Source organism: Streptomyces sp. NPDC055189 (assembly GCF_053606765.1).
The window spans coordinates 1-19,829 of the sequence record NZ_JBSGSG010000072.1 but is presented as its reverse complement, the minus strand read 5'-3'; the positions used below and the strand labels follow the sequence as shown (position 1 = coordinate 19,829).

Here is a 19,829-nt window from a genome sequence, read left to right as displayed (position 1 = left end):
GCCAACGGATTACGGGCCACTCGTGAAGAAGAGGTGGCCATATTGAACACATCGTCAGATCCAGCGAAGAGGCGGACGAGTTCACAGCGCTCGAACTCGAACGCAAATGCAAGCGCGAAATCAAGCGCGAAATCAAGCGCGAACTCGAACCCGAACTCGAAGAATTCAACCGAACACGCGGAAAGTGCGGAAAGCACGGAAAGCGCGGAAAGCAGCAGGGCGAAGCGCCGTCCGGGCCCCATGGAGGTGTTGCGCACGGCGCGCACCCAGCTCGCCGAGCTCACCGGCATGACCACCGAGTCCGTGTCGTCCTTCGAACAGACCGAAGAGGGCTGGACGTTGGAGATCGAGGTCCTGGAACTCACCAGGGTGCCGGACACGATGAGTCTCCTCGCGAGCTATCAGGTGCAGTGCGACCCGCAGGGCGAACTCATGGGCTACCGGCGTGTCCGCCGCTACGAACGCGGCCGCGCCGACTCCCAAAAGGGCGGCGGCCGATAGAGCGGCGGCCGATGGAGCCGTTGAGCGCAAATCCTGTGCGCGGGATTCCGCAGTTCTTTCCACAGACTTCACAGACAAGGAGGGCCGGTCGGCATGACCGTAGTTCCTGCACAACAGTCCGGCGGCTCGGGCGGCTCCAGTGGCCTGTATGACGTACTGGAGCTCGTCCTTGACCGCGGCCTCGTCATCGACGCCTTCGTGCGTGTATCGCTCGTCGGCATCGAGATCCTGAAGATCGATGTGCGTGTGGTCGTCGCCAGCGTCGACACCTATCTGCGCTTCGCCGAGGCGTGCAACCGCCTCGACCTGGAGTCGGGCCCGCACAAGGACCCCGGGCTCCCCGACCTGGTCGGCGAAATAACCGAATCCGGTGCGCGCGGCAAGTCCAAGGGCGCCCTGTCCGGTGCCGCCGAGACCATCTCCGACGCGTTCAAGCAGTCCCGTGAAGAGGGCCAGTCCGAGTCCCGTCCGCGCGCACGCAAGAGCACGTCCGCGCGCAGGAAGGAGGAGCAGGAATGAGCACGTACGTCTATGGCATCACCGCGAGCTCTCACGCTCCGCTCCCCGAAGGTATGGAAGGCGTGGGAAAGCCGGCGCGCCCCGTACGCATCCTCAAGGAAGGCGACCTGGCGGCCATCGTCAGTGACGCGCCCGAGGGGCTGCGCCCCAAGCGCAATGACCTCCTCGCCCACCAGAACGTACTGAACGAGGCGGGCGCCGAAGGGCCGGTCCTTCCCATGCGGTTCGGCAACGTCGCCCCCGACGACGAGTCCGTCACGAGCGTGCTCGCGGAACGCGCCGAGCACTACCGCGAACGGCTCACCACGCTGGCGGGCAAGGTCGAGTACAACGTCAAGGCCAGCCACGACGAGCAGGCCGCCCTGCACCGCGTGATGGCGGACAACCCGGAGGTGCAGGCCCTCGCCGAAGCCAACCGGCAGGCGGGCGGCGGCAGTTACGAACAGAAGCTGCAGCTCGGCGAGATGGTGGTGGCAGCCCTGCAGGGCCGGGAGGCCGAGGACGCGGTGGAACTTCACCACATCCTGGAGCCGACGGCGCACGCCGTCAGCGTGGGCCCGGAGTCCACGGGATGGCTGGCCAACCTGTCGCTCCTGGTGGAGCGCGATGCGGCCGGGGCATTCCTCGACGCCGTCGAGGAAGCCCGCAAGAGCCACCCGCACATCGAGCTGCGCGTCAACGGCCCGCTGCCGCCCTACAGCTTCGTCGAGCCAGGGCCCTCCGAGCCCGCGGGCGCCACGCCGGAGGCCACGGGCTCGCACATCGGGCAGGAGTAAGCGCCATGGGACTGATCGGCGAAGTGCTGATGCTGCCGTTCGCACCCGTGCGCGGCAGCCTCTGGGCGGTGAACCAGGTACTCGCCGAGGCCGAGCGCCTCTACTACGACCCGGCCACCGTCCGCGCCGAACTCGCCCAGCTCGAGCAGCAGCTCGAGGCGGGCGAGCTCAGCGAGGAGGAATTCGACCGCCAGGAGGACGAGTTGCTCGACCGCCTGGAAATAGGCCTGCACTCCGGTGCGGGACCCGACAACGGGACCACACGATGAATCGACTTGGCATGGGCCTCGCCGTAGGGGCCGGATACGTTCTAGGACGTACGAAGAAGATGAAATTGGCGTTCGCCGTCGGCACCATGGTGGCCGGCAAGCGGATGAACCTGAGCCCGCGCGCCATCGGCGACCTGCTCTCCCAGCAGCTGCAGAACAACCCGCAGTTCAAGGAGATCGGCGATCAGCTGCGCGGTGACCTCCGCGGAGTCGGCAAGGCCGCCACCGGCGCGCTGCTGGAGCGGCAGGTGTCGGGTCTCGCCGACCGGCTGCACGGACGTACGGCCGATGTGCGCGACCAACTCGCGGGCGTGACACCGGACATACCGGGCCGCGGCAGCAAGGACGAGGCGGACGACTCGGACGGCTCGGAGCGCTCGGACGAGGAGTACGCGGAGTACGACGACGACCGGGACGACCGGGACGGCGATGAGTCCGCCGAGGCGGAGTCGGAGCCGGAGCCCGAGGAGAAGCCCCGGCCCAGGAAGAGGGCTCCCGAGCGCAAGCCCGCCCCCAAGAAGGCGGCGGCCAAGAAGAGCCCCGCGAGGAAGCCGGCGCCACAGAAGTCGGCGCAGAAGAGCCCTGCGAAGAAGACGGCGAAGAAGGCGCCCGCCAGGGCCGCGGCGAAGACGTCCGCGCGCCGCACCACGGGAGCCCGGTTGCCGAAGGAGGGCGGTCGTGATGAGTGACACCCTGAAGTCCGCGAAGGACGGGGCGAAGGAGAATCCGCTCAGCAGCCTCGCCCAGAGCGAGGCCGCCGACCGGCTCAAGTCAGAGGTCCAGGACTACCTCGGGGCCCAGGCCCAGCGGCTCCTGACCGGAGTGGGCCACAAGCTCGGCCAGACGACGAACAAGCTGAACGACATCGCCGAGGGCAACAGCCCGGGCTTCGCCAAGCTGGCTCTCGACGGCGGCCGCAAGATGGCCGAGGGCAAGGGGCCGTTGCGCTCCGCCATCGAGGTCGGTGCGGGCCGGGCCAAGGACAACGTGGTCGGCGCCTTCAAGAACCTGACTGGCGGCAAGGGCCGCAAGAAGGGCGGGGCCGGCAAGAAGCCCACGGTCATCATGGAGTTCATCGACGTCGGCGTGCCGCTGCGCACGGCGTACGACCAGTGGACCCAGTACCAGGACTTCAGCACCTTCGCCAAGGGCGTCAAGAGCGCGAACCGTGCCGACGACACCACGTCCGACTGGCAGGCCAAGATCTTCTGGTCCAACCGGAGCTGGAAGGCCCACACCACCGAGCAGGTGGCGGACGACCGGATCGCCTGGACCTCGGAGGGCGCGAAGGGCACGACGAAGGGCGTCGTCAGCTTCCACTCCCTTGCGGAGAACCTGACGCGGGTCCTGCTGGTTCTGGAGTACTACCCGAAGGGTCTCTTCGAGAAGACCGGCAACATCTGGCGCGCCCAGGGCCGTCGGGCCCGGCTCGACCTGAAGAACTTCTCGCGGTTCATCACCATCAAGGGCGAGGCGGAGGACGGCTGGCGCGGTGAGATCCGCGACGGCGAGGTCGTCCGCAGTCACGAGGACGCCCTCGAAGAGGAGCAGAGCGAGGAGCAGGAGGGCGAAGCGCAGGACGTCGCCGAGGACGAGTACGAGGGCGACGAGGAGGAGCAGCCCGAAGGGTCCTACGAGGACGACGAGCAAGAAGAGCACGAGGACGAGGAACAGCCCGAGGACTCCTACGAGGAAGAGGAAGACGAGGGCGAGGGCGAGGGCGACGAGGAGCAGCCCGAGGACTCCTACGAAGACGAGGAAGAGGAGGACGAGGGCGAGGAAGAGGCCAAGTACGACGAGGACGAGGCCGAGGACGAAGAGGACGCCAAGTACGACGAAGAGCCCGCGGCGAGCGGGAGTCGCCGATGACGATGCCCAGCCGGATGCCCGAACCGTACGGGCAGGGCGGCGGTGCGAACCTCGCCGACATCCTGGAGCGTGTGCTCGACAAGGGTGTCGTGATCGCCGGGGACATCCGGATCAACCTGCTCGACATAGAACTCCTGACCATCAAGCTGCGCCTGATCGTCGCCTCCGTCGACAAGGCGAAGGAGATGGGGATCGACTGGTGGGAGGACGACCCCGCACTGTCCTCCGGCGCGCGTCGCAATGAACTGGCCCGTGAGAACGCCGAGTTGCGGGCTCAGGTCGCCGAGCTGGAGCAAGGCACCGCGGAGCGGCGCACGGTGGAGCGAGGCAAGAGCGAGCAGAGCGGGACAGCGCGCGGCAAGGCCAAGCAGAGCAAGGCGGAGGAAAGCACATGAGCGGACTGCGGTACGTCTACGCCATCTGCCGCCCCTTCGACGCGGCGCTCCAGGCGCAGGTGACCGGGGTGGACGGCGCGCCCCCCGGTCAGCTGTCGCACCACGGCCTGATCGCCGTGGTCGGCACGGTGCCGGAGCAGGACTTCGCCGAGGAGCCGCTCAAGCGCCATCTGGAGGACCTGGACTGGCTGAGCGAGACGGCGCGCGCCCACCAGGCCGTGATCGACGCGCTCACCGCGGTCACCACACCGCTGCCGCTGCGGCTCGCCACGGTCTTCCGGGACGACGCGGGCGTGCGCGCGATGATGGAGGAGCGTGAGAACTCCCTGCGGCGGACGCTCGACCGGCTCGACGGCCGGGTGGAATGGGGCGTGAAGATCCATGCCGAGGCGGAGGCCGCGCGCCCGGCGCAGGAGCCGGGGAAGCCCGCGAGCGGCAGGGACTACTTGCGCCAGCGGCGACAGCGCAACCGGGCCCACGAAGAGATGTGGGAGAGCGCCGAGAAGTTCGCGCAACGGCTGCACGGCATGCTCTGCGAATACGCGGAGGACGCACGGCTGCACGCGCCCCAGAACTCCGCGCTCTCCCGGGAATCGGGCCGCAATGTACTCAACGCGTCCTATCTGGTGCCGCGTTCGGAGTCCGAGGCCTTCGCCGAACTGGTGGAAGGCGTGAAGGCCGATGAGGCGGGCCTGCGCGTGGACCTCACCGGGCCGTGGGCCGCGTACTCCTTCGCGGGCCTGGAGGCCGACGCCGACGACGCCGCGGACGGTGCGGCGGGAGAGGCGGGACTGTGACAGTCGTCGAACGCAGGGAGGTCGCCCTGGTCGACCTGCTCGACCGGTTGCTCGCGGGCGGGGTCGTCATCTCCGGCGACCTCACCCTGCGCATCGCAGACGTCGATCTCGTCCGTATCGACCTGAACGCACTGATCAGCTCGGTGAACGAGCAAGTTCCCTCCCCCTTCGAGGAGTTCCTGTGAGTGAGCGGACGACGGGGAATAACCGGCTCGAACTCGAACCGGACACGGTGGAACGCGACCTGATCAAACTCGTCCTGACGGTCGTGGAGCTGCTGCGTCAGCTCATGGAGCGGCAGGCCGTGCGCCGGTTCGACACCGGGGAGCTCGACGAGGACCAGGAGGAGCGGATCGGTCTCACGCTCATGCTCCTCGACGACCGCATGGCCGAACTGCGCAATCGGTACGGCCTGCGGCCCGAGGACCTGAACCTGGACCTCGGGCCGCTGGGATCGCTGCTTCCACGGGACTAGCCGGCTCCGCCGGTGTCGCGGTTCGGTGGCTCTGTTCGGCTGCTCTGATCAGAGCGGGTGACTGCTCGCTGGTCTGATGGGTACTCAGAGTCACATGCGAATGAGTGTGATGGATGTGGGAGCGAACGCGGTCCGGCTTGTTGTCGTGGACGCCGAGGACGGTGTGCCCTTGCCGGTCCACACCGCCAAGTGGAAGGTGAGACTCTCCGAGCAGGTCGGGCCGAGCGGGATGATCCCCGAAGAGTCCATGGGTCAGCTCGTGTCGGCGGTCTCCGCTGCCGCCGCGACCGCCCGGCGGTGGGGCTCGGCCGAGCCGCTGGCCTTCGCGACGACGGTCGTACGCAGCGCGCCCAACCGCCTCGACGTACTGCGGACGATCGACGAGGAGACCGGCGTACGGCTGTGCACGCTGCCCGGCGAGGTGGAGGCCGAACTCACCTTCCTGGGGGCCCGAAGATGGATGGGCTGGCGGGCCGGGCCTCTCGCGCTGTTCGACATCGGCGGCGGCTCGCTCGAAGTGGCCTTCGGGCGTGGCCGGCTGCCGGACTACGTGGCCTCGCTGCCCCTCGGCGCACGCCGGTTGACCCGGGAGTTCTTCGACGGCGAGGATCCGCCGAGCGAGCAGAGCGTCAAGGAGCTGCGGCGCAAGGTGCGCCACCAGCTGCGGGACGTCGCCGCGCGGATCCGCTGGGAGGGACCGCGCACCGCGGTGGCGACGTCACGGACGTTCCAGCAGCTGGCGCGGCTCGGGGGCGCGGCCCCCGGACGCCACGGTCCCTTCATGACGCGGCAGCTGACCCGCGCGGAACTGCGCGACTGCCGCGACCGGCTCGCCGCACTGCCGGCGTCCGAACGTGCCCGGCTGCCGGGGGTGTCGGCGCCGCGGGCCGTGCAGAGCCTGGCCGGAGCGATCGTGGGGCATACGGCGATGAAGCTGACGGGCGTCAAGACGGTCACCATCTGCCCCTGGGCCATCCGTGAGGGCGTGCTCCTTCGGCACATGGAGGACGGCGGGGCGTGGTGGGCGGAGGTCAGCGGACGGGAGAGGCTGACACAGCCCGTGGTGCAGCCGATGGCGCTGCGGGTCGCGGCTCTGCAGAACTGAGAGCGCTGCGCCGCGGTACTGCGCCGCGGTACTGCGCCGAGGCACTGAGCCGCGGCCCGTCGGTCGCTTCGGGCTCATCCCTCGTCGGCGCCGGACGGAGCCGGCGGCGTCTGGAGGCGGGCGACCGTCGCGGCCAGTTGCCGTCGGAAAGGCGGCGGGATCTCTCCGCCCGTGACGGCACTGACCAGGTCGTCGGCCACGGCGTGCAGTTTGGTGTTGGTGTTCTGGGAGACCGAGACCAGGACGCTCCAGGCGTCCTCGGCGTTCAGGCCGAAGGAGGCCATCAGGACGCCGCGCGCCATGTCGATGACTGGTCGCGTCCGCATGGCCCGCCGCAGCTGGAGGAGTTCGTCGTCCGGGGCCTGCTCGGCCCGGGCGTGCGGGTTCTGCTCGTCGTCGATGTCCGAGGTGTTCGAGGTGTCCGGGGTGTCCGCACCGTACGCACTGTCGGCACTGGTCGGCGTGCCCGGCCGGGCACCGGTGCGGGGCGCCTCGACGGGCAGCAGCGCGCGCAGGTTCTCGGCCGGCGAGCCGGGGGACGCGGTGGGGGCGGCTTCGCTGTCCTCCGCGAGCTGCGCAGGAAGTGCACGTTCTGTCATGGCGGCCACTCCGTAGGCATCCGTGCGTCATCACCTCACTCAGCGTCGGGCCGACAAGGCTCACCCGTCAAGAGATACCGGAAACGTTGTTCGTCCTTTTGAATGCGTGAATCAAACGCCCTATCGTGGGGTGATGGGTGCAGTACCTGAACCACACAGCGGTTGGACGTTCCTCACCAACCACGCCCGCGTGCTGGCCGCGATCGCCGACGACCCCGCCACCCGCATCCGGGACATCGCCGCGCGCTGCCGCCTCACCGAGCGTGCCGTACAGAAGATCGTTTCCGATCTGGAGGGGGGCGGGTATCTGTCTCACACGCGCCAGGGCAGGTCCAACACGTACCGCATCGAAGCGGGCACCATCCTGCGCCACCCCGCCGACTCGGGACTCGCGGTGGCGGAACTGCTGACGCTCCTGGCCCAGCACGACGTCGAACGCGGTGATACGCCCCGGCGGTTGCAGGAGGCGCCACGCGCCCGCGATCAGGAAGCCGGCGCGTGACATGACCGGGTGCCTGGCGCCGCAGTGCCGACTGTTCCCCCTCTGACCTGCGGCGTATCCGTTTCGCGCGTGCCGGATGGCCGTGCGGGGCGGCGGTTAAGCTGGGGAGCATGGCCTACGAGATTCCGGTGACGCAAGCCCGTGCAGAGCTCGCCGAGCTGATCAACCGCGTCGTCTACGGCGCTGAGCGGGTGGTCGTCACCCGTCACGGCAAGCCGCTCGTGGCCCTTGTCTCCGCCGCCGACCTGGAACGACTAGAGAAGTTGCCGGACGCGGACGCGGAATCGCACTCGGTCGCGCACGAGAGCGAGGGGCAGGAGCAGGAGCAGGTGGTCAGCTCCGTCTCGTCGTTGCGCTCCCCGTCGTCCCCGTCGTCGGGACCGGGGGAGCGGCACCGTTTCGGCATCGCCGCCGAACACCGGGGCCCCAACCCGTCCTAGCCGTTCTAAGCCCTAAGGCAGTTGAGCGCAGAGAAGGCACAGAAGACAGAGAAGGCCGTACACCCCCGTCCGCTACAGCAGGGGTGTACGGCTGTCTGCGCCTGCCGCCGGGTCAGGCGACCGGAACCGCTTCCCTCGTGGCCGGAGCCTCGTCGCGCACCGGAGCGGGATGACGGCGCAGTGCGCCGAGCAGCACGGCCGTCAGGCCGACCAGGGCCCAGACGGCAAGGGTGACCAACGGAGCCGTGACGCGTGCGCCGTCGAAGAAGGACACCGAGCGCAGCAGGGTTCCTCCGGCGCCGGGCGGCAGCAACTGGCCGATGAATCCGACCGGTTCGGGCAGGAGTTGCGGCGCGGACGTCACCCCGGAGAAGGGGTTGCCGAGCAGGACCATGGCCAGTGCGCCGACTCCGATGCCCGCAGGACCGAGGAGAGCGGCACACCCGGCGACGGTGGCGCCGACCGCGAGCGTCGAGAGGCTCAGCACTCCGGCCTCCGCCCACCAGTTGCCCGTCAGCACGCCGAGCCAGCTGTGCGTCAGGGCTGCGGCGACCACGCCGACCAGTGCGGCGGCCAGTACGAGAGAGGCCACCGCTCGGATGCCGCGCAGGCCGAGCAGCGTCACGATCGCACCGGCCGCGACGCCCGCGATCGCGAGCGGCAGGACGCTGGCGCCGAGGGCGGCGCCGCGCGGGTCGGCCGCGGGTGCGGACACGACATCGGTGGTGGTCACCCGGGCGCCCTCCGGCGCCTGGCCTGCCACCGCCCGCTCCAGAAGCTGGGCGACCACGGGGCTCGCCGCCGTCGCGGTGAGCAGCTCCATTCCCTGCGGCGTGACGACGACCGCCCCGTACACCTCCCGGTCCTCGATCGCGTCGCGGGCCCCGGCTTCATCGGCGTACCGATGGATCTCGAACGCGCCCTCCTTCTCCTTGAGTTGAGCCTGGAGGGGAGCCGTCGCCGTGGCGGGCCCCGCGACGCCGAGCGGGAGGTCGCGCGGGGCGGTCCTGGTGGCGGGCCATGCGAAGGCCCACAGGGCGAGGGCTACCAGCGCGGAGACCAGGATGGCCACCGCCACCATGCGGCGGCCCTGCGGAGGCGGGGTGGTGACCGGCGTGGACATGAGCTGAGCTCCTTGGGCTTGATGGTCGGAAGGTTTGACGGTCCGAGGGCTCGACGATCGGGAGGCTTGCGGTCGGATTCAAAGAGAAGGATCGTTCGTTTTACGGGATGTCCTTACTGTCCGCCCGGCGCGGCCGCTTGTCAAGAATGAATGTTCGTTTTACTTTTGGCGGTATGGCCCGCGTATCCCAGGAGCACCTAGACGCACGTCGCCGCCAGATCATCGACGGCGCCGCCCTCTGCTTCGCCCGCAATGGCTTCCACGCCACCTCGATGCAGGACGTGCTCAAGGAGGTCGGCCTCTCGGCCGGAGCGGTCTACCGCTACTTCCGGGGCAAGGAGGAGCTGATCGGGGCGATCGTCGGCGAGGTCCTCGAGTGGATCCAGGCGACCTTCGAGGCGGCCGCCGAGGAGACCCCGCCGCCACCGCCGGACGAGCTGGTCGGGCGTGCGCTGTCCCAGGTGCTCAGTCGCAAGCCCGGCGTCCTGGAGGGGGAGGTCTCGTACTTCCCGCGTCTGATCGTCCAGGTGTGGGCGGAGACTTTGCGCAACGAAGAGCTCGCCGCCGTGATGAACGAGGGCTACGCCAAGGTGCGGGTGGCCTGGGTGAAGATCGTCGAGGGATATCAGGCGGCAGGCATGATGCGTGCCGACGTCCCGGCCGACCATGTGGCGCGGGTGATGATCGCCGCGGCCCAGGGGTTCGCCGCCCAGCTCGCGCTGTTCGACGAGGTTCCGATCGAGGCGTTGCAGGACGGGCTGCGCGGCCTGATGAGCATGAGCGAGCCCGGCTGACGGAAGTGGTCGGCCCGAGCTGACGGGAGTGGACGAGTCCGAGCTGGCTCGAGTGACTGAACCCGGGCTGACGGAAATGGCCGAACCAGCCCCGCGGGTACCGGCAGGTATGGGGAACCCCAGCTGATGGTCATGAAGCGGTCAAGCGCTGGTTAACCTCGTTGAAACTCCTCCCAACTAGCCTGCAATGCCACGCCACCAGGGGTTTTCGTAACCGGGGTGCGCAAGATCGAGCGTACTGCCTGTGTGTTACATCTATATCCGTCGCGGTGGCCGCGGCAGCCGGACCCCGCACGGTCCGGAGCGAGGACTGTGAGGTGGGACGCGTGCAACTGACCCCGCACGAGCAGGAGAGACTGCTCATCCATGTGGCCGCGGACGTGGCCGAGAAGCGAAGGGCGCGGGGGCTGCAGCTCAATCACCCCGAGGCGATCGCGCTCATCACGTCCCACATTCTCGAAGGCGCCCGCGACGGCCGCACCGTCGCCGAACTGATGTCCTCGGGGCGCAAGGTGCTCACCCGCGACGACGTCATGAGCGGCATCCCCGAGATGATCCACGACGTCCAGGTCGAGGCCACCTTCCCGGACGGCACCAAGCTCGTCACCGTCCACGACCCGATCGTCTGACGGGGGCCGGCCAGATGAGTCCCGCGCAGCCCGTCGTCCCCGGCGAGATCCTCTTCGCCGACGAACCCATCGCCTACAACACAGGCCGCGAGGTCACCCCCCTCACCGTCCTCAACGCCGCCGACCGCCCCGTCCAGGTCGGCTCCCACTACCACTTCGCCGAGGCCAACCCCGGTCTCGACTTCGACCGCGCCGCCGCGCACGGCAAGCGGCTCAACATCCCGGCGGGCACCGCGGTGCGCTTCGAGCCCGGAATCCCCGTCGACGTCGAACTCGTCCCCCTGGCCGGTCTGCGCATCGTGCCCGGTCTCCGTGGCGAGACCGGAGGTCCCCTCGATGCCTGAGCTGTCCCGCGCCGCGTACGCCGACCTGTTCGGCCCCACCACGGGCGACCGGATCCGGCTCGCCGACACCGACCTGCTCGTCGAGATCGAGGAGGACCGCTCCGGCGGCCCCGGACTCTCCGGCGACGAGTCGGTGTTCGGCGGCGGCAAGGTCATCCGCGAGTCGATGGGCCAGTCGCGCCTGACGCGCGCCGAAGGAGCCCCCGACACCGTCATCACCGGCGCCGTGATCATCGATCACTGGGGCATCGTCAAGGCCGACGTCGGCATACGCGACGGCCGCATCACCGGCATCGGCAAGTCCGGCAACCCGGACACGATGGACGGCGTGCACCCCGATCTCGTCATCGGCCCCGAGACCGAAGTCATCGCGGGCAACGGCAAGATCCTCACCGCCGGCGGCATCGACACCCACATCCACTTCATCTCGCCGACCATCGTCGACGAGGCGCTCGCCTCCGGCGTCACCACGCTCATCGGCGGCGGGACGGGACCGGCCGAGGGCAGCAAGGCCACCACCATCACCCCCGGCGCGTGGCACCTGGCCCGGATGTTCGCGGCGATGGAGTCGAGCCCGGTCAACATCGGCTTCCTGGGCAAGGGCAACACGGTCTCCAGCGAGTCCATGCACGCCCAACTGCGGGCCGGTGCCGTCAGCTTCAAGATCCACGAGGACTGGGGCGCGACGCCCGCCACCATCGACGCCTGCCTGAACGTCTGCGAGGACACGGGAGCCCAGCTCGCCGTCCACACCGACACGCTCAACGAAGCGGGCTTCGTCGGCGACACGTTCGGCGCCGTCGCGGGCCGCACGCTGCACGCCTTCCACGTCGAGGGCGCGGGCGGCGGGCACGCCCCGGACATGATCACGGCGGTCTCCCTGCCGAACATGCTGCCCAGCTCCACCAACCCGACCCGGCCGCACACCGTCAACACCATCGAGGAACACCTCGACATGCTGATGGTCTGCCACCACCTCAACGCGGCGGTCCCCGAGGACCTCGCCTTCGCCGAGTCGCGCATCCGCCCCACCACCATCGGGGCCGAGGACATCCTGCACGACATCGGCGCCATCTCGATCATGTCGTCGGACTCGCAGGCCATGGGGCGCATCGGCGAGGTCGTCATGCGCACCTGGCAGACCGCGCACGTGATGAAGCGGCGGCGCGGCTTCCTGCCGGGGGACAACCGCGCGGACAACCGCCGCGCGCGTCGATATGTCGCCAAGTACACGATCAACGCGGCGGTCGCACAGGGCGTCGACCACGTGATCGGCTCGGTTGAGAGCGGCAAGCTCGCCGACCTGGTGCTGTGGGACCCGGTGTTCTTCGGCGTCAAGCCGCAGCTGGTCATCAAGGGCGGGCAGATCGCGTACGCGCAGATGGGCGACGCCAACGCGTCCATCCCCACGCCGCAGCCCGTCCTTCCGCGCCCCATGTTCGGCGCGCACGGGACCGCGCCGGGGCTCAACTCCTTCAACTTCGTCACCCAGTCGGCGCTCGACGACGGGCTGCCCGAACGGCTCGGCCTGGCCAAGGAGTTCACCGCGATCCGCTCGACGCGCGGACGCAGCAAGGCGGACATGCGCGAGAACGACGCCCTGCCGAGGGTGGAGGTCGCCCCCGACAGCTTCGCCGTCACCATCGACGGTGAGCTCGTCGAGCCGGCCCCCGCCGCCGAACTGCCGCTCGCGCAGCGGTACTTCCTGTTCTGACGGGCGCCGTTATGTCGCAAGCCGCACTACTCGTCCTGGCCGACGGCCGGTTTCCCGCCGGAGGGCACGCGCACTCCGGCGGGGCCGAGGAGGCCGTCAAGGCGGGGCGCATCACCGGGGCCGCCGACCTGGAGGACTTCTGCCGGGGGCGGCTGCACACCACGGGGCTGGTGTCGGCCGCACTGGCGGCGGCAGCCGCGCTCGGACTCGATCCGCTGGAGCTCGACGAGGCCGCCGACGCACGGACACCCTCGGCCGCGCTGCGGGTCGCCGGGCGGCGGCTCGGGCGCCAGATGATGCGGGCCGCGCGGGCCGCGTGGCCCGACCCTTCGCTGGACGAGCTGGCCGCCGCCCGGCCCAAGGGCGCGCACCAGCCCGTCGTGCTCGGGCTCGCCGCCCGTGCTGCGGGGCTCGGGGCGCAGGATGCCGCGTACTGCTCCGCGTACGAGTGCGTCAGCGGGCCCGCGACGGCGACCGTGCGGTTGCTGAGCCTCGACCCGTTCGACGCGACGGGCGTTCTTGCCCGCCTTGCGCCCGAGCTCGACATCGTTGCCCGGGCAGCGGCGGACGCGGCGCGGGAGGCCCTCGATGCGGGGGTCGACGCGTTGCCCGCGGCGTCCGCACCGCTGCTCGAGATCGGGGCGGAAGCGCATGCCGCGTGGCCCGCGAGGTTGTTCGCGTCGTAAAGGCGCTCGGCCCTCCCCGCACCGGCCACCAGCCCTGCCCCACAGGGCGAAACAAACTGCTGAACCATAGGAGTCGCACCATGCACCTCGACCACTCCCACGACGAGTCCAAGGCCGTGAGCGCCGACGCCCACCGCCCCGACGGCCGTCGGCGCGCCCTGCGAATCGGCCTCGGCGGGCCCGTCGGCTCCGGCAAGACCGCCACCGTCGCCGCGCTCTGCAAGGAGCTGCGCGCCGAGCTTTCCCTCGCCGTCGTCACGAACGACATCTACACCCGCGAGGACGCCGAGTTCCTGCTGCGCGAGGCCGTACTGCCGCCCGAGCGGATCACCGCCGTGGAGACCGGCGCCTGCCCGCACACCGCGATCCGCGACGACATCTCCGCCAACCTGGAGGCCGTGGAGGACCTGGAGGACGAGGTCGGGCCGCTGGACCTGATCCTCGTCGAGTCCGGCGGGGACAACCTCACCGCCACCTTCTCCAAGGGCCTCGTCGACGCGCAGATCTTCGTGATCGACGTCGCGGGCGGCGACGACATCCCGCGCAAGGGCGGCCCCGGCGTCACCACCGCCGATCTGCTCGTCGTCAACAAGACCGACCTCGCCCCGTACGTCGGCTCCGACCTCGCCGGGATGGCCGCGGACGCCAAGGCCCAGCGCGCCGAGCTGCCCGTGATCTTCCAGTCGCTGCGGTCGGACGTGGGTGTCGGCCCCGTCGCCGCCTGGGCGCGCGCCCAGTACGCCGCCTGGACCGCGTCCGCATGACCGTGCACACCGTCGTGGCATCCGGGGTGCGCGGCACCGCCCGTATCACCGCGCGAGGTGACGGGCGGGGCGGCACCGTCCTGCCCGTGCTCGACGGCGAGGGGCCGATCGTGCCGCGCCGCACCCGGTCGGCCGTACCCGGCGCCCGCGTCACCCTTGTCGGAGCGATGAGCGGCCCCCTCGGGGGCGATCACCTCACCGTCGAGGCCGCAGCCCGCGACGGGGCCCGGCTGCACATCAACTCGGCCGCCGCCACGCTGGCCCTGCCCGGGCAGTCGAAGGAGCCGGCACGCTACGACGTACGCCTCACGGTCGGTGACGACGCGGAACTGACCTGGCTGCCGGAGCAGTTGATCTCCGTACGCGACAGCGACCTGCGGGTCACCACGCGGGCCGAGCTCGACGCCGGGGCGAGCCTTGTCCTGCGGGAGGAGCAGGTGCTCGGCAGGACCGGCGAAGAAGCGGGCCGCCTCACCAGCCGCCTCACGGTGCGCCGCGCCGGCCGCCTCCTCCTTGACCAGGAACTCTCCTGCGGCCCCGGCGCCCCCGGCGGCTGGGACGGCCCGGCCGTCCTCGCGGGAAACCGCGCCATCGGCCAGCTCGTCGTCGTACGCCCGGAGTTCGAGCACAGCCGTCCCGGACCGGCGCTGCTCGGCGACGCGGCGGCACTCACTCCACTCGCAGGCCCCGCCGTGCTCGTCACAGCCATCGCCCCCGACGCCCTGCGGGTACGCCGCACTCTGGACGAGGCGCTGCGCACACTCACCTGAGCACGGTCATAACCGCTCGGCGGTGTTCCCTGCTCCGTCGGGTGATCGCTGCGTCAGGAAGGCCCGGGCGGCTGCATGGACGGCCAGTCGGCCAGCCGGGCGCGGGCTTCCTGCGCGATGACCGGCCACGGGTCATCAACCAATCGCTCCACTGCCGACCGCGAGGAGCGAGGGTGGCCCGCGACGAGCCTGCGCACACCGTCATGCGGATCGTCGACCAACTGGTCCAGCACCTCGGGCGGGCAACGGCGCTTGCTGACCACCCGGTCCCGGACTCGCCAGTCCGGGTCCTTGACCAGCTCGGTCAGGATCTCCGACGGCACAGTCCTGTTGTGCGCGGCCCAGAAACGCATGCCGGGATGATTGCGCACAAGGTCCCACCAGACGGGCACCGGCATGGTCGCCCACGCCGCGCGGTCGTACTCCGCCGGGTCCTCGCTCTCGCGCAGCCGGATGAACTCCTCCACGGAGGTGATCTCAGGGAAACGGTCCGCCATGCCGGCCAGTAAGCCACGATGTCCAGGTCGGACGTCAAGCAACTTCTGACGCCGACCCGTCAACCATCAACTGAGACTCGACATCGCGCGCGGGCATGGGTCCTGGTTCAAGTGCAACCGGTCATCGCGTTCGTCGGCGTGACGGAACTGACCAAGGCGGCAACGCAGTTCACCGTGCGCGTGTATCGCGAGCGGGAAGTGTCCGCGCTCGGCCCGCTCGGCGGGGTGCTTGATGCCGGGGAGATCGATGCGCTGTACGCCGTCGCACGGCATCGGCGCGCTTGGCTCGCCGCCTGAGGCGAGCGCGACGTGGGCGCCCGTGGGCGAGGCCTGGTGCCCGAGGGGCCAGAGCTCCTCACCCGGACAAACCGCTCACCGGTTCCCCCGACCCGGTTATCGGATTGGTAAAGAAACACCTGCCCGGTCTGTCGCACTGAACCCGTTGACCGACAGGATCCTCCTACTGTTCGAAAATCGACAGGTAAATCGACAGGGGGAGGAACCAGTTGAGACGCACCACAGCATTCGGCGCAGCCGGCACGCTGATCACGGGCTCGCTCATAGCGGGCGCGATCATGGCGCCGGTCGCCAATGCGGACGCCCGTCAGGGGAGCGGCAGCGCTGACGCCCGCCAGCGGACCAGCTCCGAGGCGCGCGGTGTCGCGCTCGCCGCGCAGCGTGCCGCCAAGGCAGGCATCGACTGGCAGGCGTGCCCCGCCGACTGGGGGCTGGACAAGGCCGTCACGTGCGGCTGGGTGACCGTCCCGGTCGATTACGCCAAGCCCAACGGCAAGAAGATCAAGCTCGCCGTGGACCACATCGGCAACACCGGGACGAAGAAGGAGCGCCAGGGCGCGCTCGTCTACAACCCCGGCGGCCCCGGCGGTTCCGGGCTCCGCTTCCCCAACCGCGTGGCCACCAAGGCCAAGCTCTGGGAGAAGACGGCCAAGGCCTACGACTTCGTGGGCTTCGACCCGCGCGGTGTCGGCCACTCGGCGCCCATCTCGTGCGTGGACCCGCAGGAGTTCGTCAAGGCCCCCAAGCTCGACCCGGTGCCGGACTCCGAGGCGGACAAGCGCGCCCAGCGCAAGCTGGCCGCCGAGTACGCGGACGGCTGCGCCGAGCGCAGCGGCGACATGCTGCCGCACATGACCACGCCGAACACCGCACGTGACCTGGACGTCATCCGGGCCGCGCTCGGCGAGAAGAAGCTGAACTTCCTCGGCGTCTCCTACGGCACCTACCTCGGCGCGGTCTACGGGACGCTGTTCCCGTCGCACGTGCGCCGTATGGTCGTCGACTCGGTGGTCAACCCCTCGAAGAAGAAGATCTGGTACGAGGCCAACCTCGACCAGGACATCGCCTTCGAGATCCGCCTCAAGGACTGGATGAAGTGGGTCGCCAAGTACGACGCCACCTTCCACCTCGGGGACTCGGCGGCGAAGGTCGCCAAGAACTGGGACAAGCTGCGCGCCGCCGCGAAGAAGGAGCCCCTGGGCGGAGTGGTCGGCCCCGCCGAGCTCATCGCCTACTTCCAGAGCGCTCCGTACTACGACTCCGCCTGGGTGGAGATCGCGACGAACTTCAGCAAGTACGTCGCCGGTGACGCCAAGCCGCTGATCGAGGCAGCCAGCCCCGACCTGTCGGACACCGCGGGCAACATCGCATCGGAGAACGGCAACGCCGTCTACACGGCCGTCGAGTGCGCGGACGCCAAGTGGCCCACCAGCTGGAAGAAGTGGGACCGCGACAACACCCGCATCCACCGCGACAACCCGTTCATGACCTGGGCCAACGCATGGATGAACCTGCCCTGCGCCACCTGGAAGAGCAAGCAGCACGAGCCGGTCGAGGTCAAGACCGGCAAGGGCCTGCCGCCCGTCCTCATCGCGCAGTCGACCCGCGACGCGGCCACCCCGTACGAGGGTGCCGTCGAGCTGCACAAGCGGTTCAAGGGCTCGCGTCTGATCACGGAGAAGGACGCCGGCTCGCACGGCATCACGAACCTGGTCAACCCGTGCCTCAACGACCGCGTCGACGCCTACCTGCTGACCGGCAAGCTGGACAGCAAGGACGTGACCTGCACCCCGCACGCCACGCCCAAGCCGTAGCAGTCAGCGGTTAGGTACTGGAAGGAAGGGGGCGCCGGAGAAGTCCGGTGCCCCCTTCTTCTGCGTCCGCCCCGTCTTCTACGCCGCCGCCTCCTGCGCGATCCCTGCCGTACGCGGCTCCGCGATCGCCACGTAGTCCGCGGTCCGCAGCGCCAGCGAGCGGTCGAGGCGGGCCGCGTTGAAGAAGAGTTCGTCGTGCGTGAGCAGCGCCGGGTCCACGACCAGTTCCAGTTCGGGGTCGAAGGAGAACGGCAGGATCGTGCCGCTCACGCTGCCCGCGAGCCGCTCGGCCGCCTCCTGCGTGGCGAAGCCCGCGTACGTGCCGCCGAGGAGCTGCTTGACCGCGTTCAGGTCGACGCGCCGGTCGCCGGGCACCACCGCGAGCACGTACCGCTTCGTCTTCTTGCCGATCTTCACCATCACCACGATGCACTTGGCGGCCTGCTGGAGCGTGTTGCCCCGCAGCGCGCTGACCGCCTCCGTGGCGCCCTGGGCCTCGTGCTCGATGACGCGGAACGCCGCGCCCCGCTCCTCAAGCAGCCCGATCAGCTTCGTGTACAGGCCGTGCTCGCTCATCCGTGTCTCCCGTGTGCTGGCGGAGCGGCGTCGCCCGTGCGTCGCCGCCCATCAGCAGGACCGTACGTCAGAGCGTCAACTCAGCGGCATCCGGGGGAATTTGCGCCTGCTCGCCGCGGCGGCCCGCTCGGCCTCCTCCGCCTTCACGACCGCGGCGTACTTGTCGACGTACTCCTGTCCGGAGAGCCCCAGGATGGCGTACATGATCTCGTCGGTGACGGCGCGCAGGACCGCCTTCTCGTTCTCCATGCCCGCATAGCGCGAGAAGTCCAGCGGGGCCCCGAAGCGGATGGAGACCTTCTGGAAGTTGGGCACCTTCTGGCCCGGCGGTTGCGCCTCGAACGTGCCGATCATCGCGCACGGGATCACCGGCGCCTGCGCCTTGAGCGCCATCGCGGCGACGCCGACCTTCCCCTTGTAGAGGCGCCCGTCGTGCGAGCGGGTGCCCTCGGGGTAGATGCCGAGCAGCTCCCCCTTGCGCAGCACGCCGAGGCCCTCGCGGATCGCGGCCTGGCCCGCCTCCTTGCCGGAGCGGTCCACCGGGATCTGCCCGGCGCTGCGGAAGAACGTGGCCGTGAGGCGGCCCCTGAGGCCGGGCCCCGTGAAGTACTCGGCCTTCGCGAGAAAGGTGATCCGCCGCTTGATGATGGCGGGCATCAGGAAGTGGTCCGAGAACGAGAGGTGGTTGCCCGCCACGATCGCCGCGCCGGTTTCCGGGATGTGCTCGAGCCCCTCGATGCGCGGCCGGAACATGAGCCGCAGCAGCGGCCCCAGGACGACGTACTTGAGCAGGTAGTAGAACACCCGTTGCTCCTTGACGTAGGTGGACCGGCCTTGGTGCTGCGTCGTCGCAGGTCACGGGTCCTCGCGCGCAGCGGTCAGTTTAGGTGCGACATCCCGACGGGAGAAGGGATCGAAGCCGGGCGGCCTCGGTCCTGCCGGCAGCGACAACGCCCGTACGGACCGTGTCCCGGACTCGTACGGGTGACTGTCCGGCGTGTCGGCCCGGTGAGCGGCGCGCGCGGGGGTGGCCTGGCCTCTCTCCTACACGGCACGTCCCCCTCCCAGGAGGTCCCCATGAGTTCCCGTCCCACGTCCCGCCTGCGCCCGGTCGCGGCCACCGCCGCCGCGTTGGTCTCCCTCGCCGTGGCAGCGCCCGCCCACGCGGCCCACGCGGCCGACGGGGCGGCTCCGGCGCGGTCGACCGGCATCTTCCTCACCGTCACCGGGGACGACAACGCCTGGGTCCGCGGCGTGCTCATCGACTGCACGACCAAGCAGCCCGGGCATCATCCGCACACGGCCGAGGCCTGTGCGGCCATCGACGCGGCGAAGGGCGACTTCGACAAGCTGCCGGCGAAGAAGGGGATCTGCACCAAGCAGTACGCCCCGGTCACCGCGAGCGCCACGGGCACCTATCGCGGCAAGCCGGTCAGCTGGCAGAAGACCTACGGCAACGCCTGCGAGATGGGCCATTCGACGGGCGCCGTCTTCCGCTTCTGACCGGCGCCGTCCCACGCCCTTCCGCGTAGTTCCGCGCTTTTCCTCGCTGTCGCGCGGCACCCCTCAGGGGG

28 protein-coding genes are annotated in these 19,829 nt (G+C 69.9%); 23 read left to right on the top strand and 5 right to left on the bottom strand.

Annotated features, from left to right (window positions below; genetic code table 11):
- Positions 1-42 precede the first annotated feature (42 nt).
- From ACWFR3_RS35125 to ACWFR3_RS35075, 11 genes are all read left to right on the top strand, one after another.
- A complete protein-coding gene (locus ACWFR3_RS35125; protein ID WP_453738778.1) occupies positions 43-501 on the top strand; it encodes a gas vesicle protein GvpO in 459 nt (152 codons plus the stop codon).
- 93 nt (positions 502-594) lie between these two features.
- Positions 595-1,020, top strand: coding sequence for a gas vesicle structural protein GvpA (locus ACWFR3_RS35120; protein WP_453738745.1), 426 nt, complete (start codon positions 595-597; stop codon positions 1,018-1,020).
- Entirely contained in the window at positions 1,017-1,796 is a 780-nt protein-coding gene (locus ACWFR3_RS35115) for a GvpL/GvpF family gas vesicle protein (RefSeq protein ID WP_453738744.1), read from the top strand. The genes ACWFR3_RS35120 and ACWFR3_RS35115 overlap by 4 nt, the downstream gene beginning before the upstream one ends.
- Before the next feature lie 5 nt (positions 1,797-1,801).
- A complete protein-coding gene (locus ACWFR3_RS35110; protein WP_453738743.1) occupies positions 1,802-2,065 on the top strand; it encodes a gas vesicle protein GvpG in 264 nt (87 codons plus the stop codon).
- Positions 2,062-2,754, top strand: coding sequence for a DNA primase (locus ACWFR3_RS35105; RefSeq protein ID WP_453738742.1), 693 nt, complete (start codon positions 2,062-2,064; stop codon positions 2,752-2,754). Before ACWFR3_RS35110 ends, ACWFR3_RS35105 begins: the two co-directional genes overlap by 4 nt.
- A complete protein-coding gene (locus ACWFR3_RS35100) occupies positions 2,747-3,934 on the top strand; it encodes an SRPBCC family protein (RefSeq protein ID WP_453738741.1) in 1,188 nt (395 codons plus the stop codon). Before ACWFR3_RS35105 ends, ACWFR3_RS35100 begins: the two co-directional genes overlap by 8 nt.
- The gene (locus ACWFR3_RS35095; RefSeq protein ID WP_453738740.1) at positions 3,931-4,329 is read left to right on the top strand and encodes a gas vesicle protein; all 399 of its coding nucleotides are present in this window, start codon (positions 3,931-3,933) and stop codon (positions 4,327-4,329) included. Before ACWFR3_RS35100 ends, ACWFR3_RS35095 begins: the two co-directional genes overlap by 4 nt.
- Positions 4,326-5,126: a GvpL/GvpF family gas vesicle protein gene (locus tag ACWFR3_RS35090; protein ID WP_453738739.1), complete on the top strand. Its 801-nt coding sequence runs from the start codon at positions 4,326-4,328 to the stop codon at positions 5,124-5,126. Before ACWFR3_RS35095 ends, ACWFR3_RS35090 begins: the two co-directional genes overlap by 4 nt.
- Positions 5,123-5,311 (top strand): gas vesicle protein, encoded by a 189-nt coding sequence (locus ACWFR3_RS35085; RefSeq protein WP_453738738.1) that lies wholly within the window; start codon positions 5,123-5,125, stop codon positions 5,309-5,311. Before ACWFR3_RS35090 ends, ACWFR3_RS35085 begins: the two co-directional genes overlap by 4 nt.
- Positions 5,308-5,601, top strand: a complete 294-nt coding sequence (locus ACWFR3_RS35080; RefSeq protein WP_453738737.1) for a gas vesicle protein K — start codon at positions 5,308-5,310, stop codon at positions 5,599-5,601. The genes ACWFR3_RS35085 and ACWFR3_RS35080 overlap by 4 nt, the downstream gene beginning before the upstream one ends.
- A gap of 94 nt (positions 5,602-5,695) precedes the next feature.
- On the top strand, positions 5,696-6,706 hold the full coding sequence (locus ACWFR3_RS35075) for a Ppx/GppA phosphatase family protein (protein ID WP_453738736.1): 1,011 nt from the start codon (positions 5,696-5,698) through the stop codon (positions 6,704-6,706).
- Positions 6,707-6,780: 74 nt separating this feature from the next.
- Here ACWFR3_RS35075 and ACWFR3_RS35070 read toward each other — a convergent pair whose 3' ends face one another.
- Complete coding sequence (locus ACWFR3_RS35070; RefSeq protein WP_453738735.1) at positions 6,781-7,305, bottom strand: ANTAR domain-containing protein; 525 nt, start codon at positions 7,303-7,305, stop codon at positions 6,781-6,783.
- A gap of 133 nt (positions 7,306-7,438) precedes the next feature.
- Here ACWFR3_RS35070 and ACWFR3_RS35065 point away from each other — a divergent pair, with 133 nt between their 5' ends.
- Positions 7,439-7,807: a helix-turn-helix transcriptional regulator gene (locus ACWFR3_RS35065; RefSeq protein WP_453738734.1), complete on the top strand. Its 369-nt coding sequence runs from the start codon at positions 7,439-7,441 to the stop codon at positions 7,805-7,807.
- 110 nt (positions 7,808-7,917) lie between these two features.
- Positions 7,918-8,247 (top strand): type II toxin-antitoxin system Phd/YefM family antitoxin, encoded by a 330-nt coding sequence (locus tag ACWFR3_RS35060; protein WP_453738733.1) that lies wholly within the window; start codon positions 7,918-7,920, stop codon positions 8,245-8,247.
- A 112-nt stretch (positions 8,248-8,359) separates the two neighbouring features.
- Here ACWFR3_RS35060 and ACWFR3_RS35055 read toward each other — a convergent pair whose 3' ends face one another.
- Entirely contained in the window at positions 8,360-9,370 is a 1,011-nt protein-coding gene (locus ACWFR3_RS35055; protein WP_453738732.1) for an ABC transporter permease, read from the bottom strand.
- A gap of 173 nt (positions 9,371-9,543) precedes the next feature.
- Here ACWFR3_RS35055 and ACWFR3_RS35050 point away from each other — a divergent pair, with 173 nt between their 5' ends.
- The 7 genes from ACWFR3_RS35050 to ACWFR3_RS35020 all read left to right on the top strand — a co-directional run bounded on the left by ACWFR3_RS35050 (position 9,544) and on the right by ACWFR3_RS35020 (position 15,071).
- The gene (locus tag ACWFR3_RS35050) at positions 9,544-10,164 is read left to right on the top strand and encodes a TetR/AcrR family transcriptional regulator (protein WP_453738731.1); all 621 of its coding nucleotides are present in this window, start codon (positions 9,544-9,546) and stop codon (positions 10,162-10,164) included.
- A gap of 326 nt (positions 10,165-10,490) precedes the next feature.
- Positions 10,491-10,793 (top strand): urease subunit gamma, encoded by a 303-nt coding sequence (locus ACWFR3_RS35045; RefSeq protein WP_361184827.1) that lies wholly within the window; start codon positions 10,491-10,493, stop codon positions 10,791-10,793.
- A gap of 14 nt (positions 10,794-10,807) precedes the next feature.
- Positions 10,808-11,137: an urease subunit beta gene (locus ACWFR3_RS35040; RefSeq protein WP_453738730.1), complete on the top strand. Its 330-nt coding sequence runs from the start codon at positions 10,808-10,810 to the stop codon at positions 11,135-11,137.
- Positions 11,130-12,851 carry an urease subunit alpha gene (locus ACWFR3_RS35035; RefSeq protein WP_453738729.1) on the top strand — a complete coding sequence of 574 codons (1,722 nt, stop codon included), beginning with the start codon at positions 11,130-11,132 and terminating at the stop codon, positions 12,849-12,851. Before ACWFR3_RS35040 ends, ACWFR3_RS35035 begins: the two co-directional genes overlap by 8 nt.
- Positions 12,852-12,862: 11 nt before the next feature.
- A complete protein-coding gene (locus tag ACWFR3_RS35030) occupies positions 12,863-13,537 on the top strand; it encodes an urease accessory protein UreF (RefSeq protein ID WP_453738728.1) in 675 nt (224 codons plus the stop codon).
- A gap of 80 nt (positions 13,538-13,617) precedes the next feature.
- Positions 13,618-14,301: an urease accessory protein UreG gene (gene ureG / locus ACWFR3_RS35025; protein WP_453738727.1), complete on the top strand. Its 684-nt coding sequence runs from the start codon at positions 13,618-13,620 to the stop codon at positions 14,299-14,301.
- Positions 14,298-15,071: an urease accessory protein UreD gene (locus ACWFR3_RS35020; RefSeq protein WP_453738726.1), complete on the top strand. Its 774-nt coding sequence runs from the start codon at positions 14,298-14,300 to the stop codon at positions 15,069-15,071. The genes ureG and ACWFR3_RS35020 overlap by 4 nt, the downstream gene beginning before the upstream one ends.
- A gap of 53 nt (positions 15,072-15,124) precedes the next feature.
- On the opposite strand, the gene ACWFR3_RS35015 is transcribed toward ACWFR3_RS35020, so the two are convergent.
- A complete protein-coding gene (locus tag ACWFR3_RS35015) occupies positions 15,125-15,568 on the bottom strand; it encodes a HEAT repeat domain-containing protein (protein WP_453738725.1) in 444 nt (147 codons plus the stop codon).
- A 111-nt stretch (positions 15,569-15,679) separates the two neighbouring features.
- Here ACWFR3_RS35015 and ACWFR3_RS35010 point away from each other — a divergent pair, with 111 nt between their 5' ends.
- Both ACWFR3_RS35010 and ACWFR3_RS35005 read left to right on the top strand, forming a co-directional pair.
- Positions 15,680-15,865, top strand: a complete 186-nt coding sequence (locus ACWFR3_RS35010) for a hypothetical protein (protein ID WP_453738724.1) — start codon at positions 15,680-15,682, stop codon at positions 15,863-15,865.
- 278 nt (positions 15,866-16,143) lie between these two features.
- Complete coding sequence (locus ACWFR3_RS35005; RefSeq protein ID WP_453738777.1) at positions 16,144-17,679, top strand: alpha/beta hydrolase; 1,536 nt, start codon at positions 16,144-16,146, stop codon at positions 17,677-17,679.
- 78 nt (positions 17,680-17,757) lie between these two features.
- Here ACWFR3_RS35005 and ACWFR3_RS35000 read toward each other — a convergent pair whose 3' ends face one another.
- Both ACWFR3_RS35000 and ACWFR3_RS34995 read right to left on the bottom strand, forming a co-directional pair.
- Entirely contained in the window at positions 17,758-18,255 is a 498-nt protein-coding gene (locus tag ACWFR3_RS35000) for a YbaK/EbsC family protein (protein ID WP_453738723.1), read from the bottom strand.
- Between the two features lie 75 nt (positions 18,256-18,330).
- Positions 18,331-19,059 (bottom strand): lysophospholipid acyltransferase family protein, encoded by a 729-nt coding sequence (locus tag ACWFR3_RS34995; RefSeq protein ID WP_453738722.1) that lies wholly within the window; start codon positions 19,057-19,059, stop codon positions 18,331-18,333.
- A gap of 273 nt (positions 19,060-19,332) precedes the next feature.
- Here ACWFR3_RS34995 and ACWFR3_RS34990 point away from each other — a divergent pair, with 273 nt between their 5' ends.
- On the top strand, positions 19,333-19,758 hold the full coding sequence (locus tag ACWFR3_RS34990) for an SSI family serine proteinase inhibitor (protein ID WP_453738721.1): 426 nt from the start codon (positions 19,333-19,335) through the stop codon (positions 19,756-19,758).
- The last annotated feature ends 71 nt before the right edge of the window (positions 19,759-19,829 follow it).

Excerpts from the sequence above, each read along its gene's own strand:
- ACWFR3_RS35120 (WP_453738745.1), top strand. The coding sequence starts at position 595 with ATGACCGTAGTTCCTGCACAACAGTCCGGCGGCTCGGGCGGCTCCAGT.
- ACWFR3_RS35115 (WP_453738744.1), top strand. The coding sequence starts at position 1,017 with ATGAGCACGTACGTCTATGGCATCACCGCGAGCTCTCACGCTCCGCTC.
- ACWFR3_RS35110 (WP_453738743.1), top strand. The coding sequence starts at position 1,802 with ATGGGACTGATCGGCGAAGTGCTGATGCTGCCGTTCGCACCCGTGCGC.
- ACWFR3_RS35105 (WP_453738742.1), top strand. The coding sequence starts at position 2,062 with ATGAATCGACTTGGCATGGGCCTCGCCGTAGGGGCCGGATACGTTCTA.
- ACWFR3_RS35100 (WP_453738741.1), top strand. The coding sequence starts at position 2,747 with ATGAGTGACACCCTGAAGTCCGCGAAGGACGGGGCGAAGGAGAATCCG.
- ACWFR3_RS35095 (WP_453738740.1), top strand. The coding sequence starts at position 3,931 with ATGACGATGCCCAGCCGGATGCCCGAACCGTACGGGCAGGGCGGCGGT.
- ACWFR3_RS35090 (WP_453738739.1), top strand. The coding sequence starts at position 4,326 with ATGAGCGGACTGCGGTACGTCTACGCCATCTGCCGCCCCTTCGACGCG.
- ACWFR3_RS35075 (WP_453738736.1), top strand. The coding sequence starts at position 5,696 with ATGCGAATGAGTGTGATGGATGTGGGAGCGAACGCGGTCCGGCTTGTT.
- ACWFR3_RS35070 (WP_453738735.1), bottom strand. The coding sequence starts at position 7,305 with ATGACAGAACGTGCACTTCCTGCGCAGCTCGCGGAGGACAGCGAAGCC.
- ACWFR3_RS35065 (WP_453738734.1), top strand. The coding sequence starts at position 7,439 with ATGGGTGCAGTACCTGAACCACACAGCGGTTGGACGTTCCTCACCAAC.
- ACWFR3_RS35060 (WP_453738733.1), top strand. The coding sequence starts at position 7,918 with ATGGCCTACGAGATTCCGGTGACGCAAGCCCGTGCAGAGCTCGCCGAG.
- ACWFR3_RS35055 (WP_453738732.1), bottom strand. The coding sequence starts at position 9,370 with ATGTCCACGCCGGTCACCACCCCGCCTCCGCAGGGCCGCCGCATGGTG.
- ACWFR3_RS35050 (WP_453738731.1), top strand. The coding sequence starts at position 9,544 with ATGGCCCGCGTATCCCAGGAGCACCTAGACGCACGTCGCCGCCAGATC.
- ACWFR3_RS35040 (WP_453738730.1), top strand. The coding sequence starts at position 10,808 with ATGAGTCCCGCGCAGCCCGTCGTCCCCGGCGAGATCCTCTTCGCCGAC.
- ACWFR3_RS35035 (WP_453738729.1), top strand. The coding sequence starts at position 11,130 with ATGCCTGAGCTGTCCCGCGCCGCGTACGCCGACCTGTTCGGCCCCACC.
- ACWFR3_RS35030 (WP_453738728.1), top strand. The coding sequence starts at position 12,863 with ATGTCGCAAGCCGCACTACTCGTCCTGGCCGACGGCCGGTTTCCCGCC.
- ureG (WP_453738727.1), top strand. The coding sequence starts at position 13,618 with ATGCACCTCGACCACTCCCACGACGAGTCCAAGGCCGTGAGCGCCGAC.
- ACWFR3_RS35020 (WP_453738726.1), top strand. The coding sequence starts at position 14,298 with ATGACCGTGCACACCGTCGTGGCATCCGGGGTGCGCGGCACCGCCCGT.
- ACWFR3_RS35015 (WP_453738725.1), bottom strand. The coding sequence starts at position 15,568 with ATGGCGGACCGTTTCCCTGAGATCACCTCCGTGGAGGAGTTCATCCGG.
- ACWFR3_RS35005 (WP_453738777.1), top strand. The coding sequence starts at position 16,144 with ATGGCGCCGGTCGCCAATGCGGACGCCCGTCAGGGGAGCGGCAGCGCT.
- ACWFR3_RS35000 (WP_453738723.1), bottom strand. The coding sequence starts at position 18,255 with ATGAGCGAGCACGGCCTGTACACGAAGCTGATCGGGCTGCTTGAGGAG.
- ACWFR3_RS34990 (WP_453738721.1), top strand. The coding sequence starts at position 19,333 with ATGAGTTCCCGTCCCACGTCCCGCCTGCGCCCGGTCGCGGCCACCGCC.